Genomic DNA, 14,500 nt, shown 5'->3' with positions numbered 1-14,500 from the left:
AATCATTCCATTTTCATCGTATAGAAGTCGATTCGCCCTGTCTATTGATTTGCTCATGTATAGAGCCGGCGCGCTTTTTGCACGTATTTTTGCACCGTCGACGCCGACACGCCGTATTTGGCCGCCATCTCTCTTTGCGTCACACGCTCTCCTTGCTGTCGGCGCCACATGTATTCGATCGCCGCCGCCCACGCGGCTCCGTTCGCAAATGGCTCGCGATCAGCCGACGGATGGACGGCCATCGCGAAGGCGAAGCGGCAGAGCGCTTCCTTTTCCTCATTATGCGCCGAAAGCGCATCGACCATGCGGCCGATGTTCGCCGCCCAAGCGGACGGGCCGTCGGTTAAGCCGAACAAAAAGCAGTCGATAAACGGGCGCAGACGGGGATCGGACGGCAAGAGGCGGCATACCGCAAGCGACATCGATGGCTCTTTCGCCTGCGGCGAGCGGCTGAACAAGTACAATCCGTACAGACGGTCGGCCAGCTCGTCGCCCTCCAGCCAAGCCATCAAGCGGATAAGCGCCTCATCCACCGGCGCTGAAACGGCCCACGGCTCCTCACCCCGTTTTTCGGGATGGAGGGTGGCAAGCACCTCCCACATTTGCCGAGCGAGCGGCTCATGGCCAGTATAGTAGGCAGCGCAAGCGAGCCAATAATAAAATGGCCCATCACCGCCAAAGCCTTGTTTATACAAACGGTGCAGCCAACGGAACGCCAAATCGAACCGCCCAACAAGCGCGAATGTCGCCCCGAGCTTGTATTGATGCTCGCGAAAAAACGGATACAAACCGGCCAGCGTCTCGCAAAGCGCGGCCGCCTGTTCTTCCTCACGCAAGTAATAGGCGAAGACAAGCGCGTTGCAAAGCGCATGCAAATTGCCGGGATCGCGTTTGAGCACTTCACGCACTTTCTGTTTCGCTTTGTCGACATCGCCGCTGTAAAAATAAGCAAGCGCCAAATTGTTATGCGCCGACCAAACGTCCGGATAGCGCACGACGAGCGCTTCAAGCGCTTCAATCGCTTCCGCAAACCGCTCCTCCTCAAGCAAACGGCGGGCCCGATCCTCCAGCACCATCAGCTGCTCCTCTTCTTCCGTCCATTCCGAGCCATCGAGCCGAAGCAGCTCAAGCAAGTCAGCAGCATCGTCGGCAAACTCTCCGGCCGGCTCATGCGCCAAATAACGTTCCGCGTATTGCCTTGCTTCACGAAACAAGCCGAGGCAGGCGAAATTGTTCGCCAAAAAATACAAACAGTCGTACATCGTTTCGTCCAAATCATGGATAATTTTGAACAGCCATTGATTGGAAAATTGATATTCACCAAGCTCCGACAGCACAAGGGCAAGCTGCAAGGCGAATGAGGCGTCGCGCTCATCCAAACGGACGGCGCGCTCAAAATATTTCCTCGCCTTTTCCAAATCGCCTCGGTCGTATGCTTTCATTCCTTTTTTAAAAAAGTAATCTCCGCTTTGGATGAACGGTACAATCGTCGCTTTTCGTGATGATCGCTTCAGTTGTTTTCCCATTCTGTCCTCCGTCGTCCGTAAAATTCGTCGAACAACAGTATACCATATCGGCGGCGAAAACAAGCAAGAAACTTTAGGAATGCGGTTTTTCCGTGCAAAAAAGGAACGCCGGCGCGATGGCAGACGTTCCTTTTTCTCACCTAACCATCTTGTTATTTTTTGTCGCTCGCTTCCACCTTTTGCGCGTGCCGCTCGGCAAGCGTCGCAAGCACCGCGTCAAGCGGCAGCTTTTGTTCGCGCAACAGCACAAGCAAATGGTACAACAAGTCGGCCGCTTCCCATTTCAATTCGTCATGGCTCCGGTTTTTCGCCGCGATGATGACTTCCGCCGCTTCTTCGCCGACTTTCTTCAAAATTTTATCGACGCCTTTTTCAAACAAGTACGTCGTGTACGACCCTTCCGGCCGTTCGGCGTCGCGCTGGGCGATGATCTGTTCCAACTCGTTCAAAATGGCAAACCGGTCGGCCGCCGGCGTGCGCGCCGCGCCGTCCAGCGAGCGGGAAAAACAGGAATACGACCCGGTATGGCAAGCCGGGCCGGCCGGCTCGACGAGAACGAGCAGGGCGTCGGCGTCGCAGTCGTAGCGGATGTCGACAACGCGCTGCACGTTTCCAGATGTCGCCCCTTTATGCCATAGTTCTTGGCGCGAGCGGCTGTAAAACCATGTTTCTCCGGTCTCCAGCGTTTTTTTAAGCGACTCTTTGTTCATATAGGCAAGCGTGAGCACTTCCTTGCTTTGCGCATCTTGGACGATGGCAGGTACAAGCCCTTTTTCATCAAAGCGAATGTCCGCCGTCATCGCACGTTCACCCCTTTTTCTTTCAAGTACGCTTTCACTTGTCCGACTGACGTTTCTTTGTAATGGAAAATCGATGCCGCGAGCGCCGCGTCTGCTTTCCCTTTTTCGAACGCTTCGAGGAAATGCTCCGCCTTGCCGGCGCCGCCCGAGGCGATGACCGGAATCGGGACCGCTTCGCTCACCCGCCGCGTCAACTCAATATCAAAACCGTTTTTGCCGCCGTCCGCGTCCATGCTCGTCAGCAAAATCTCCCCGGCGCCAAGACGGACCGCTTCCTGCGCCCAAGCGACGACTTCCCAGTTCGTGGCGTTGCGGCCGCCGTGCGTATAGACGCGCCATGAACCAAGCGTTTCATCGTATTTCGCGTCAATGGCGACGACGATGCATTGCGAGCCGAAAAAGTCCGCCCCTTCGGTGATCAAGGTCGGATGGAGCACCGCGGCGGTGTTGAGCGACACTTTGTCGGCCCCGGCGCGAAGCATCCGCTTCATATCCTCAAGCGAGTGGATGCCGCCGCCGACCGTAAACGGAATCGCTAGCTGGGCGGCGACGCGCTCGACGACATCGACCATCGTTTTCCGCCCTTCATGGGAAGCGGAAATGTCCAAAAACACGAGCTCGTCCGCCCCTTGCTCATCGTACGCCTTCGCGAGCTCCACCGGATCGCCGGCATCGCGCAGCTGGACAAATTGTACTCCTTTGACGACGCGCCCGTCTTTCACATCGAGGCACGGGATGATGCGCTTCGTGATCATCGCTCGTTCACCGCCTTGAGCGCTTCCGCGAGCGTAAACTGATTCGTATAAAGCGCCTTGCCGACGATCGCGCCGCCGATGCCTTGTCCAGCATATTGGCAGAGCGCGCGCAAATCGTCAAGCGAGCTGACGCCGCCAGAAGCGATCACTTCTTTTCCCGTCGCCTCGGCCAACCGGACCGCGGCGGCGATGTTCGGGCCCGACAGCGTGCCATCGGTCGCAATATCGGTGAAAATAAACGTCTCCGCCCCCGCCTCAGCGAGCATCCGCCCGAGCTCTTCCGCCTTGACGTTCGACGTCGCAAGCCACCCTTCCGTCGCCACGAAGCCGTCGCGGGCGTCAATGCCAATCACGATGCGGCGGCCGTATTTTTGGAGCATCTTTTTCACAAACGGCGGGTCGGAAATGGCCGCACTTCCTAAAATGACGCGGGCGACCCCATTTTCTAAATAATGCACGATATCCTCTTCCGTCCGGATGCCGCCGCCCACTTGCACATGGACGGAAAGACGACGGGCCGCTTCAATGACAAACCGGTCGTTGACGCGGCGCCCTTCTTTCGCTCCGTCCAAATCGACCATATGAATCCACTCCGCCCCTTGAGCGGCGAATTGCTCGGCCATCGCGACCGGCGAATCGCCGTACACCGTTTCTTTGTTGTAATCGCCTTGCAGCAGGCGGACGCACTTGCCGCCGCGCATATCGATCGCCGGATAAATCGTAAACGCCGCCATCAGCCGTTCCCCCTTCCCGTGGCGATGCCGACATAATTGTTCAAGATGCTCATGCCGACCGCACCGCTTTTTTCCGGATGAAACTGTGTGCCAAACACACAGCCGCGCCCGACGACCGCCGGAACATCAACGTCATATTCACTGCTCGCGAGCACGACGTCCTCATCCCCTGGAATGACATAATACGAATGGACAAAATAGACATGCCCTTCCTCGACGCCACGAAGGAGCGGCGACGGACGATGAAAGCGGAGCCGGTTCCAGCCCATGTGCGGCACTTTGTATGGCTCGCCGGTTTTCGTGACGCCCGGAAAGCGGACGACGCGGCCGCGAAGCAAGCCAAGCCCTTTTGTCGGCCCGTTTTCTTCGCTTTCGTCAAACAACAGCTGCATCCCTAAACAAATGCCGAGCAGCGGCGTGCCGTTTTCAACCGCCGAACGGATGAAAGCAGCTAGGCCTGTCTCATTTAAAATGTGCATCGCATCGCGAAACGAGCCGACACCGGGCAAAATCAGCCCGCGCGCCTGCTCGAGCTCCTCTTTGTCGCCGCTTAGGACATACGGACAGCCGAGCCGCTCGAGCGCTTTGCTGACGCTGTATAAGTTGCCCATGCCATAGTCGATGATCCCGATCATCGTCATCCCATTCCTTTCTTCCCTGATCCATGCCCATCCCCTTGTTCAATGAACAACGGTATGGCGGCATGCTTTTTTACGGCGCTCCTTCCATGTGCAAACCTCTCCTTGGCATCCGGTCGCCTTTCCTGCATCCATGGAGCTTTTCCCGCAGGAAGCGCTGCCTCGATCCGACCGCCTTTCCTGCGCCTGCGGAACTCTTTCCCCACGGGGGGCGCCCCACTCCATCGGCTACAGCATCCCTTTTGTCGACGGAACGCCTTTGACGCGCGGGTCGATCATCGTTGCTTCATCGAGCGCCCGCCCGAGCGCCTTAAACACCGCTTCGACCATATGGTGCGTATTGCGCCCGTAATGGACGATGACATGCAAGTTCATCCGCGCTTCAAGCGCCAGTTTCCATAAAAACTCATGCACGAGTTCGACATCAAACGCGCCGACTTTCGCTGCCGGAAACTCGCCGCGAAACTCAAAATGCGGGCGATTGCTCAAGTCGATCACAACTTGCGCCAAGGCGTCATCCATCGGCACAAACGCGTTGCCGTACCGCTTGATTCCTTTTTTGTCGCCAAGCGCTTCCTTGATCGCCTGCCCGAGGCAAATGCCGATGTCTTCCGTCGTATGGTGGTCGTCAATATGCGTGTCGCCTTTGGCCTCAATGTGCAAATCGAACTGGCCGTGCTTGGCGAACAAATCGAGCATATGGGTTAAAAACGGCACGCCCGTTTCCAGTTCCGCCTTCCCTTCGCCATCCAACGAAAGCGATAACTGAATGCTCGTCTCGTTCGTCGTTCTTGCGATCATCGCTTCCCTTGCCATCATTCATTCCCCTTTCTCGAGCCGCACCTCAATGGCGCGCGCGTGCGCCTCCAGCCCCTCGAGGCGGGCAAAGGCGGCGATTTTGTCGCCATGTTGTTTCAATGCGGTTTCACTGTAAACAATCACGCTTGATTTTTTCACAAACTCGTCAACGCTCAAGCCGCTTGAGAATCTGGCCGTGCCGTTGGTTGGCAGCACGTGGTTCGGCCCGGCGAAATAGTCGCCGACCGGCTCGGAGCTGAAGCGGCCGAAAAACATCGCTCCCGCATGGCGGAGCCGGCCGAAAAGCGAGAGCGGTTCTGCCGTCATCACTTCCAAATGCTCCGGCGCCAGTTCGTTCACGACATCCACCGCTTCCTCAAGCGTCTCGGTGACGTAAATGGCGCCGTAGTTCTCGAGCGCCGCTTGGGCAATGTCGCGGCGCGGCAGCGTTTCCAGCTGCCGTTCGACTTCGCTCGCCACCGCCAGCGCCAATTTCATCGACGGCGTCACCAAAATGGCCGACGCCCGCACGTCATGCTCGGCTTGCGACAACAAATCCGCCGCAATCTCATCCGGTCGGGCCGTTTCATCCGCCAGCACGACAATTTCGCTCGGCCCCGCGATCATGTCGATCGCCACATGCCCGAACACTTCCCGCTTCGCCAATGCCACATAAATATTGCCCGGCCCGAAAATTTTGTCAACCGGCCGGATCGTTTCCGTCCCATAAGCAAGCGCGGCGATCGCCTGCGCGCCGCCGACTTTGTAAATTTCCGTCACGCCGAGTTCATAGGCGGCGGCCAGCACCCCAGCCGGGAGCGTGCCGTCTTTGTTTGGCGGCGAGGTGATGACAATCCGTTTCACCCCCGCCACTTGTGCGGGAATAACGTTCATCAGCACAGACGACGGATAAGCGGCCGTCCCGCCTGGCACGTACAACCCGACCGCATCGAGCGGCGTCACCTTTTGTCCGAGAATCGTGCCGTCTTCTTTCGTCATCCACCATGATTCGCGCTTTTGCCGTTTGTGGTAGTCGCGAATGTTGGCCGCCGCTTGGCGAATGATCTCCAGCATCTCCGCGTCCATCGCCGCATGCGCGCGCTTCATTTCCTCTTCCGTCACCTTGAGCGAATCCAGCTTGACGCCGTCAAACCGTTCCGTATATTCTTTCAGCGCCGCATCGCCGCGGTCGCGCACATTGGCGATGATATCAAGCACCGCGCGCCGCTGCTCCTCCGTTCCGCTTTCAATCGTGCGCCGCAGCGAGACGCCGCCTCGGATCCGTTCGATTTTCATCGTTCGCTCCCCTTTCTGTGACGTCCATCGGTTTTCGTCCATTGGCAATCTGTATCGATGCAATTTGAAGCTTTACCATTTGCAGCTTTTACCGAGTATTTGATCGACTGTCGGGCGACCGAACAACGCCGCTTAAAGACCCATATATGGGTCTGTGAAGCAGGCGGTTGTTCGATCCTCCGTCAGTCGAAAATGGACAAACCGCTTTTCCGTCAAGGATATGTTAAAGTTCTTCGTTGCATCTATATGCTATTTTCCAACGGCGTTGTCAACGCCGCTCCGCCATTCCCGAATCTCCACCAACCCATTCTTCGGAAACCGCCCATTTCCGCTCTGTCACACCTTTTTTCCTACGGCTGGGGAATGACCGCCGCCAATCGGTCGACCAACCGTTCAATGTCCCCGCCGTTTAGCCGGTAGCTCGCCGGGTTGACAATCAGGCGCGACGTCACCTCGGCGATCCGTTCAAGTTCGACAAGCCCGTTTTCTCTGAGCGTCCGCCCCGTGGAAACGATGTCCACGATCCGGTCGGCAAGGCCGATCAGCGGGGCGAGTTCAATGGATCCGTTCAGGCGGATGATTTCGACTTGCTCGCCTTGCTCGCGAAAATACGTTGACGCGATGTTCGGGTATTTCGTCGCCACCCTTGGTGCGATTTCGTTCATCTTGGCGCCGGGCAGCCCGGCGACCGCCAAATGGCAGCGGCTGATGTGCAAATCGAGCAGTTCGTACACATCCCGTTCTTCTTCCATCAGCACGTCCTTGCCGGCAATGCCCAAATCCGCGACCCCATGCTCGACATAGGTGACGACATCCATCGGTTTCGCCAAAATAAAGCGCATGTTTTCCTCTGGCACATCAATGACGAGCTTGCGCGACTCGGTAAATTCCGGCGGCAGCGCATAATCCGCCCGCCGCAGCAACTCGACCGCCTCTTCAAAAATGCGCCCTTTTGGCATGGCAATCGTCAGCATCATTCTTCCTCCTTGCTCCTCATCATGTCAAATGCGGCGCTGGGCCTTGAGTACACCGCATGCTCTCCACCGCCATGGGCAGCCTTTCCCGTCCGTTCTTCGCATCCGCTCTGTCCCGCCAATCGCTGCCGTTTTCAACAGCGTCGATGACCAACCGGCGGCGCCTTCTCTGTTATGTTCACTGCCCATCGCGCCCGCTGCGGCCAAGCAAATACACGATCGACCGGTAGCGCTGGCTGTAGGCGTCAATATCACGAATGCCGGCAATGTGCTGCAAGACGACGCGCTTGCCTTCCGCCCGTTTCGCTTCGGCCAATTCCACCGCTTCCGCCAGCCGCTCTTGGCTGAACACGATGCACTCGATGTCATCGCGCACATCCGTTTCCCCAATCGCCTCAATCAACCGATCGACGCGCAACCCAAACCCCGTCGCCGGCGCCGGGCGCGAGAACTTCGCCAATAAATCATCATACCGCCCGCCGTTGCCGATCGGGAATCCCACTTGCTCGGCGTACACTTCAAACAAAATGCCAGTGTAATAGCTCATATGGCTGACAAGCGCCATATCGAGCTTCACCGCCTCGGCCACTCCGTACGTCCGAAGCACCGCCATGAGCACCGCCAGCTCATCGGCCGCCCGCCGCCCCTTCTCGCTTGTGACGAGCGTTTTCGCCTGTTCAATCACGTCCGTTCCACCGCGCAAGGAAAGAAGATCCAACAGCCGCTTTTGATCGATCGACGAAAGCGGCCACGACTTCACATGTTCACGGTAGCCGACGTAATTTTTCTCATATAAAAAACGGCGCAATACACTCGCCCGCTCCTCATTCCCTAAAATCTCCAAAAACAGAGCATTGACATAACCGATATGGCCGACCGCCACCGAAAACCGCCCGAGTCCCGTCCGCTTCAGCAGGGCGACCATTAAACTGATCACCTCGGCGTCGGCCGTCACCGTGCCGTCGCCGATCAACTCCACACCGATCTGTTCAAACTCCGCCGGCCGCCCGCCTTCGCGCTGCTGGGCGCGGAACACATTGGCGTTGTACGCCAGCCGGAGCGGATTGCCGTCGTCATACAACCGCGACGCCGCCACCCGGGCGATCGGCGCCGTCATATCGGGCCGCAATACGAGCGTATGCCCTTGCTGATCGAGGAGCTTAAACAGCCGATGATCGGCAATCGCCGACGCCGCCCCGACCGTTTCATAATACTCAAGCGTCGGCGTTTCGATAAACTCGTACCCCCAGCGCTCAATTTCTTCCGCCATCACCGAACGCACTTGTTTTTTCAACTCATATAAAAACGGCAGCGTATCGCGCATGCCTAACGGTTTTTCAAACATGAACAGCTTTTTTGCCATGTCCCCACGCCCTTTATCGAGATGCTTTAGTTTGCTAATATGGTAGAGAAGTGAAGTTATTAGTAGTTTACTCCTTTGCGGCCACAGCGTCAAGGGGGGAATGCTTTATAAATAACAAAACGGACAAGATCGCTTCAAAAAAGGAAGCGCTTGTCCATTTCGTTCCATGTCGCATAGGCGATTATCCACAATAATGGAATAAATACCTAAAAAAGTAGAGTACTTATTTATATACATGCAACGAAAAAAAGTTTAACATATCATTGACGGAAAAGTCGCTTATCCACTTTTCGACTGGCGGTGACCGAACAATCACCCGCTTCGCAGCCCCATACATGGTTCCGGAAGCGGCATTGTTCGCTCGCCCGACAGTCGATCCAATCGCTCTGTAAAAACTACAAATGTTAAAGATTCAAATTGCACCTATATAGAAAACCTACGCCCGTCAGACGATCTTCATCAGTCGCATTATAAATGTTTTTTGTGTTCCAATCTTTTTATCACTTTTTCTGGAAATCTTCATTTTTCCAAACAAAACCTCGCCCCCATTCAATTGGAAGGCGGTTCATTCCGGCGGACGATGCGCATCGGGCAACCCGCGGCCATCGCCCCGGGCGGGACGTCTTGATGGACGACGGTGCCGGCGGCGACCACGGCGCGGTCGCCGATCACCACACCAGGCAAAATGGTCGAGTTCGCGCCGATCATCACCTCATCGCCGATCACGACATCGCCGAGGCGGTATTCGTCAACCAAATATTCGTGAGCGAGAATCGTCGTGTTGTAGCCGATGACGCAGTTGCGGCCGATGCGGATTTTTTCAGGGAAGAGAATATCTGGCATGACCATAAAGGCGAGCGCCGTTTGTTCGCCGATTTTCATGCCGAGAAACGTGCGGTACAGCCAGTTTTTCAGCGGCAAAAACGGCGTGTAGCGCCCGATTTGAATGATGATGACGTTTTTCAGCACTTTCCAAAACGATACGGTGCGGTACAATTGCCAGAGCGAGTTCGCCCCGTGGACAGGGTATTTTGTCGTTCGTCTCACTGGGAGGACGTTTCCTCCTTCCGTTCGTTGATGCCGACAATGGCCAGCAAATCGCTCATTTTTTCCAGCATATAGTCCGGTTCATATTGTTCCAAATAGCCGCGGCCTTTAATCGCCCAAGCGACGCCGGCCGTTTTGACGCCGGCGTTTTTGCCGGCCAAAATGTCGTGGTAGTTGTCGCCGACCATCAGCGCTTCGTCCGATTTCGACTGAAGCGCCTCAAGCGCCTTATGAATCGGTTCGGGATCCGGTTTGGGGCGGCTGACGTCATCAAGGCCGATGACGCACGAGAAAAACGGTTCCAACCGCGTTTTTCTTAACCCCATCAGGGCGGTGTCGTGCATTTTCGTCGTCACGACGCCGAGGCGGAAGCCATGGCGGTGCAGCGTTTCGATCGTCTCATACACGGTGTCAAACTCGCGGATCAGTTCGTCATGGCGGGCATGGTTGAAGGTGCGATACGTCTTCACCATCTCCTCGGCCCGTTCCGGATCGAGCGAGCTGAACGTCTCATACAGCGACGGGCCGATGAACGGCAAGACGTCCTCACGCCCGTAGCGGCCCGGATAATACTTCTCCAGCGTATGCAAAAACGACTGGATGATCAGCTCATTCGTATCAATCAACGTTCCGTCAAGGTCAAATAAAATCGTGCGAATCGTCATGATGCGGCTTCCTTTCTCATCGGGTGTTCAAAACGGCGCCAAAGGAACGCCACCGCCATCGTCAACAGCACAGCCGTAACGAGGCGAATGACCAACAACGGCCAGACCGGGATGCCGAGCGGAACGAAAATGAGCGTGTCTTCGACAACCGCATGGCAAGAAACGAGAAAAATAAACGCCAACGTCAAATCGCGCTTCGAGACGCCGTCTTCTTTCGCCGCCTGAATCATCACCCCCGCCCCATAAGCGAGGCCGAACACAAAACCGGCGGCAAGGGTGAGCGATGTGTTCGCGCTCATGCCGAGCATCTTGGTCGCTGGCGCCATCCAGCGCGAAAACGTCTCAATCCAGTGGCGTTCTTTCAACACTTGAATGATCGTCATCAATGGAATGACAATCGCAACCAGCTGGACGATGCCGGTCGCCGCTTTTTTCAGCGCCGCCAAGATGATCTCTCCCCAGCCGGACGGCGAGGCGGCTTCAGGCGAGACAAACCCATATTGAGCGAGTTCCTGCCCCCCATCCCATAGATGGGCGATCAACAAACCGGAGACAACGGCCAAGCCAATGCGCACGGCGAGCATGAGCCAAACGCTCATACCCGTCCGCGAAGCGACGGAAGACTCGACGATCAAGTTGTGAGAAAAGGAAAGCATGACAGCGAGAATGAGCACTTCTTTCACTGTAAACTCGATCGTCAGCATCGCCCCGATCGCGGCGTACAGCCCGAGCAAATTGCCGAGCACCAGCGGCACGGCCGCGTCGCCGGATAAGCCGAACCACTTCATCAGGGGAGTGACAAGGTCGATCAACCATGAAAATAAAGGGGTCGGCTGCAACAGCGCTAAAATGAGCGTCACTGGAAAAATGATTTTGCCGAGCGCCCATGACGTCTTCAGTCCGGCGATGACGCCGCGCTGCAATGTTCCTACCATATCTCCTCTCTCCTTCGCTTGTCTTCATGCCGCCGTGTGACCTTTTCACCACACGCCGCCTCTCTTTTTCCCTAGTCATCCGTCAACGGATAAGGACGGCTATTCGTCTTGATACCTTGCTTTTGCCCATCCTTTCGCCCGGCGCACGATCCACAGTGCGATCGACAACACGATCAGCGTCACGGATACGACTTGGGCCGCGCGCAGACTGCCGGCCAGCATCAAGCTGTCGGTGCGCATCCCTTCAATCCAAAAGCGGCCGACGGAATACCAAATCAAATAGGACAAAAACAGCTCGCCGCGCCGCAAATTGACGCGCCGCAGCCAAAGAAGCAAGAAAAAGCCGACGAGGTTCCAAAGGGACTCATATAAAAAAGTCGGATGCCAATAACGGCCGTCAATGTACATTTGATTGATGATCCAATCCGGCAAATGCAAATTTTCAAGAAACTGGCGCGACACAGGGCCGCCGTGCGCCTCTTGGTTCATAAAATTGCCCCAGCGCCCGATCGCCTGGCCTAAAATGATGCTTGGTGCGGCAATATCGGCGAGCTTCCAAAACGACAGCCCGCGCGCGCGGGCGAACACCGCGCCCGTCGCCACCGCCCCGATCAAACCGCCGTGAATGGCGAGGCCGCCTTGCCAAACTTTTGGAATCTCGGACAAATGCTTTGAATAATAGTGCCATTCAAACAGCACGTAGTACGCCCGCGCGCAGACAATGGCGATCGGCACGGCAAATAACACCAAATCGACAAACGTCTCTTTCGGCAAGCCGCGCCGCACTGCTTCGCGCGTCGCGAGCCATAGCCCAATCAACACACCGGTGCCGATAATGACCCCATACCAATAAATCGTAATAGGGCCAAGGTGCAAAAACACGCGGTCGAGCGGCTGAATCGTCGATTCCATCGTTTCCACCTCCTATGCTTCATGCCCAAACGAGATCCATTCCTTTGACGCAAGAAACATCAGTCGTAATCGTGCGCGCCGTCTTCGATGGCGTCGCTCAATCGCGCCGAAAACTCCTCAGCCGCGTTGACCCCGAGCCGCTTCAGCCGGAAGTTCATCGCCGCCACTTCGACGATGACCGCCAAGTTGCGCCCTGGGCGGACCGGAATCGTTAATTTCGGCAATTCGGTATCCAAAATTTTCACTTTCTCTTCTTCCAACCCGAGCCGATCGTACTGCTTCTCCGGATCCCAAAGCTCCAAGTCGACGACGAGCGAAATGCGCTTATGCGTCCGCACCGCCCCTGCGCCGAACAGCGTCATCATATTAATAATGCCGAGGCCGCGAATTTCAAGCAGATGCTCGATCAGCTCCGGCGCGCTGCCGACGAGCGTATCTTCATCTTCTTGGCGGATTTCCACACAGTCGTCGGCGACCAACCGATGGCCGCGTTTGACGAGCTCCAGCGCCGTTTCGCTTTTGCCGACGCCGCTTTTGCCCGTGATCAACACCCCGACGCCGTACACATCGACAAGCACCCCGTGCACCGCGGTGGTGGGGGCGAGCTTGCTTTCCAAATAGTTTGTCAATCGGCTTGACAGGCGGGTCGTTTTCATCGTCGAGCGCATGACCGGCACCGACTGGCGCTCAGACGCTTCGATCAGCTCCGGCGGCACTTCCAATCCACGCGAGACGATGATCCCTGGCGTAATGTCGGTGCAAAGCCGTTCCATCCGCGACTTTTTTTCTTCCGGCGTCAACGTTTCATAAAACGACAGCTCCGTCCGTCCGAGCAGCTGCAGACGCTCCGCCGGGTAATAGGCGAAATAGCCGGCCATTTCAATCCCCGGCCGCGACAAATCGCTTGTCGTAATCGGGCGGTAAATGCCCTCCGCGCCGCTGACGAGCTCGAGCTGGAACTGTTCAATGATGTCTTTCGTCCGCACTTTTGGCATACGTCGCCTTTCTCCCCTTTCTTCATCTTTTTCCATTGTAACACGTTTCGTTCCGCCATTGAATGGAAAACATCGGGGAAAACAAAACAGGGACGGCTCCCCCCGTCCCGATCAAGCCAAACACATCAAACCGAAACGATCTTCACCGCATCGTTTCTCCCATTGCAACCCCTTGCCGCATTTGCCATCTTTTCACACGATCACGGAAAACCATGGCGCCACCGGCCTTCCAATGGATCACGCCCCCGTTACGACCGGTTGCGCAGCGGCTCGATAATCGCTTTTTGCACGAGCAGGTGGAAAAACGACAAGACGATCGAGGCGAGCAGCGCCGTGCCAAAGCCGCCGATTTGAAACGCATCGCCCATCAGCCCTGCAGTCATCATGAGCGTGATGGCGTTAATGACAAACAAAAACAAACCGAGCGTCAACACGGTCACCGGCAGCGTCAACAAGATGAGCACAGGGCGAACGACGGCGTTGAGCACCGCCAAAATCACGCTCGCCAAAAACGCCGCGCCGATGCCGCTGAAGTGAATATCGTCAAAATAGCCGTCAATCGCCATCAGCAGCACCGTATTGATAAACACACCGATCAGCCAATTGAGCATCCCATCACCATCTTTATTCGAGTCTCGCGCCCGCCGGCCACACCTTGTTACAGTCCCAAAGAAACGGGGCCACGGCATTCGCCGGCAAACGGGCGCTTTCTCTTATTTTAACACTTGAATCCCTTTTATGACATTCCAAACGATGACAACAAGATTCACCGCCCCAGCAACGAGGAACCCAAGCCAGACGAGCCCGCCGCCAAAAAGAAGCGATTCCTCGCCCCAATGGCCGAACAGCACCGGCGACGCGGCCAACGCAATGAACAAGAGGATCGTAACGGCCGGAATCAAATGCGACACGAGCGACCGCTTCGCATGGCGTTTGACTTCAAGATCTTCGACAACAAAATAGACGACAATCGGCAAAATGAACGGCGCAAAAAAGACGCTGAAATAACAAAGCGCGGATAACACTTTGTTCGTCGACAATCGGCAATCCCCTTTCCAAGTT

16 protein-coding genes are annotated in these 14,500 nt (G+C 56.2%); all 16 read right to left on the bottom strand.

Annotated features, from left to right (window positions below; translation table 11 throughout):
* Positions 1-53 precede the first annotated feature (53 nt).
* A complete protein-coding gene (locus ACVX3G_RS04950) occupies positions 54-1,526 on the bottom strand; it encodes a tetratricopeptide repeat protein (protein ID WP_020279524.1) in 1,473 nt (490 codons plus the stop codon).
* Between the two features lie 152 nt (positions 1,527-1,678).
* Positions 1,679-2,326: a bifunctional phosphoribosyl-AMP cyclohydrolase/phosphoribosyl-ATP diphosphatase HisIE gene (gene hisIE / locus ACVX3G_RS04945; protein ID WP_014196726.1), complete on the bottom strand. Its 648-nt coding sequence runs from the start codon at positions 2,324-2,326 to the stop codon at positions 1,679-1,681.
* Positions 2,323-3,081: an imidazole glycerol phosphate synthase subunit HisF gene (gene hisF / locus ACVX3G_RS04940; RefSeq protein WP_014196727.1), complete on the bottom strand. Its 759-nt coding sequence runs from the start codon at positions 3,079-3,081 to the stop codon at positions 2,323-2,325. Before hisF ends, hisIE begins: the two co-directional genes overlap by 4 nt.
* Positions 3,078-3,815 carry a 1-(5-phosphoribosyl)-5-[(5-phosphoribosylamino)methylideneamino]imidazole-4-carboxamide isomerase gene (gene hisA / locus ACVX3G_RS04935; protein ID WP_014196728.1) on the bottom strand — a complete coding sequence of 246 codons (738 nt, stop codon included), beginning with the start codon at positions 3,813-3,815 and terminating at the stop codon, positions 3,078-3,080. Before hisA ends, hisF begins: the two co-directional genes overlap by 4 nt.
* A complete protein-coding gene (gene hisH / locus ACVX3G_RS04930) occupies positions 3,815-4,456 on the bottom strand; it encodes an imidazole glycerol phosphate synthase subunit HisH (RefSeq protein WP_014196729.1) in 642 nt (213 codons plus the stop codon). The genes hisA and hisH overlap by 1 nt, the downstream gene beginning before the upstream one ends.
* 225 nt (positions 4,457-4,681) lie before the next feature.
* Entirely contained in the window at positions 4,682-5,269 is a 588-nt protein-coding gene (gene hisB / locus ACVX3G_RS04925) for an imidazoleglycerol-phosphate dehydratase HisB (protein WP_011232544.1), read from the bottom strand.
* Between the two features lie 3 nt (positions 5,270-5,272).
* Positions 5,273-6,547: a histidinol dehydrogenase gene (hisD, locus tag ACVX3G_RS04920; protein ID WP_014196732.1), complete on the bottom strand. Its 1,275-nt coding sequence runs from the start codon at positions 6,545-6,547 to the stop codon at positions 5,273-5,275.
* 350 nt (positions 6,548-6,897) lie between these two features.
* Positions 6,898-7,521, bottom strand: coding sequence for an ATP phosphoribosyltransferase (hisG, locus tag ACVX3G_RS04915; RefSeq protein ID WP_015375795.1), 624 nt, complete (start codon positions 7,519-7,521; stop codon positions 6,898-6,900).
* Positions 7,522-7,699: 178 nt separating this feature from the next.
* Entirely contained in the window at positions 7,700-8,884 is a 1,185-nt protein-coding gene (locus tag ACVX3G_RS04910; RefSeq protein ID WP_011232547.1) for an ATP phosphoribosyltransferase regulatory subunit, read from the bottom strand.
* A 549-nt stretch (positions 8,885-9,433) separates the two neighbouring features.
* Positions 9,434-9,931: an acyltransferase gene (locus tag ACVX3G_RS04905; RefSeq protein ID WP_021321645.1), complete on the bottom strand. Its 498-nt coding sequence runs from the start codon at positions 9,929-9,931 to the stop codon at positions 9,434-9,436.
* The gene (gene ppaX, locus ACVX3G_RS04900) at positions 9,928-10,596 is read right to left on the bottom strand and encodes a pyrophosphatase PpaX (RefSeq protein ID WP_011232549.1); all 669 of its coding nucleotides are present in this window, start codon (positions 10,594-10,596) and stop codon (positions 9,928-9,930) included. Before ppaX ends, ACVX3G_RS04905 begins: the two co-directional genes overlap by 4 nt.
* The gene (locus ACVX3G_RS04895) at positions 10,593-11,531 is read right to left on the bottom strand and encodes a nucleoside recognition domain-containing protein (RefSeq protein WP_011232550.1); all 939 of its coding nucleotides are present in this window, start codon (positions 11,529-11,531) and stop codon (positions 10,593-10,595) included. The genes ppaX and ACVX3G_RS04895 overlap by 4 nt, the downstream gene beginning before the upstream one ends.
* A 99-nt stretch (positions 11,532-11,630) precedes the next feature.
* Positions 11,631-12,443, bottom strand: coding sequence for a prolipoprotein diacylglyceryl transferase (gene lgt / locus ACVX3G_RS04890; protein WP_011232551.1), 813 nt, complete (start codon positions 12,441-12,443; stop codon positions 11,631-11,633).
* A gap of 59 nt (positions 12,444-12,502) precedes the next feature.
* Complete coding sequence (gene hprK / locus ACVX3G_RS04885) at positions 12,503-13,438, bottom strand: HPr(Ser) kinase/phosphatase (RefSeq protein ID WP_011232552.1); 936 nt, start codon at positions 13,436-13,438, stop codon at positions 12,503-12,505.
* A gap of 248 nt (positions 13,439-13,686) precedes the next feature.
* Positions 13,687-14,049: a phage holin family protein gene (locus ACVX3G_RS04880; RefSeq protein ID WP_011232553.1), complete on the bottom strand. Its 363-nt coding sequence runs from the start codon at positions 14,047-14,049 to the stop codon at positions 13,687-13,689.
* 102 nt (positions 14,050-14,151) lie between these two features.
* A complete protein-coding gene (locus tag ACVX3G_RS04875; RefSeq protein WP_011232554.1) occupies positions 14,152-14,478 on the bottom strand; it encodes a magnetosome magnetite crystal formation protein family in 327 nt (108 codons plus the stop codon).
* Positions 14,479-14,500 lie beyond the last annotated feature (22 nt).

This window comes from Geobacillus sp. PLS 41, assembly GCF_056494105.1.
Note: the sequence above shows the minus strand (reverse complement) of the source record. Positions and strands in the feature narration are given on the sequence as shown.

Excerpts from the sequence above, each read along its gene's own strand:
- ACVX3G_RS04950 (WP_020279524.1), bottom strand. The coding sequence starts at position 1,526 with ATGGGAAAACAACTGAAGCGATCATCACGAAAAGCGACGATTGTACCG.
- hisIE (WP_014196726.1), bottom strand. The coding sequence starts at position 2,326 with ATGACGGCGGACATTCGCTTTGATGAAAAAGGGCTTGTACCTGCCATC.
- hisF (WP_014196727.1), bottom strand. The coding sequence starts at position 3,081 with ATGATCACGAAGCGCATCATCCCGTGCCTCGATGTGAAAGACGGGCGC.
- hisA (WP_014196728.1), bottom strand. The coding sequence starts at position 3,815 with ATGGCGGCGTTTACGATTTATCCGGCGATCGATATGCGCGGCGGCAAG.
- hisH (WP_014196729.1), bottom strand. The coding sequence starts at position 4,456 with ATGACGATGATCGGGATCATCGACTATGGCATGGGCAACTTATACAGC.
- hisB (WP_011232544.1), bottom strand. The coding sequence starts at position 5,269 with ATGGCAAGGGAAGCGATGATCGCAAGAACGACGAACGAGACGAGCATT.
- hisD (WP_014196732.1), bottom strand. The coding sequence starts at position 6,547 with ATGAAAATCGAACGGATCCGAGGCGGCGTCTCGCTGCGGCGCACGATT.
- hisG (WP_015375795.1), bottom strand. The coding sequence starts at position 7,521 with ATGCTGACGATTGCCATGCCAAAAGGGCGCATTTTTGAAGAGGCGGTC.
- ACVX3G_RS04910 (WP_011232547.1), bottom strand. The coding sequence starts at position 8,884 with ATGGCAAAAAAGCTGTTCATGTTTGAAAAACCGTTAGGCATGCGCGAT.
- ppaX (WP_011232549.1), bottom strand. The coding sequence starts at position 10,596 with ATGACGATTCGCACGATTTTATTTGACCTTGACGGAACGTTGATTGAT.
- ACVX3G_RS04895 (WP_011232550.1), bottom strand. The coding sequence starts at position 11,531 with ATGGTAGGAACATTGCAGCGCGGCGTCATCGCCGGACTGAAGACGTCA.
- lgt (WP_011232551.1), bottom strand. The coding sequence starts at position 12,443 with ATGGAATCGACGATTCAGCCGCTCGACCGCGTGTTTTTGCACCTTGGC.
- hprK (WP_011232552.1), bottom strand. The coding sequence starts at position 13,438 with ATGCCAAAAGTGCGGACGAAAGACATCATTGAACAGTTCCAGCTCGAG.
- ACVX3G_RS04880 (WP_011232553.1), bottom strand. The coding sequence starts at position 14,049 with ATGCTCAATTGGCTGATCGGTGTGTTTATCAATACGGTGCTGCTGATG.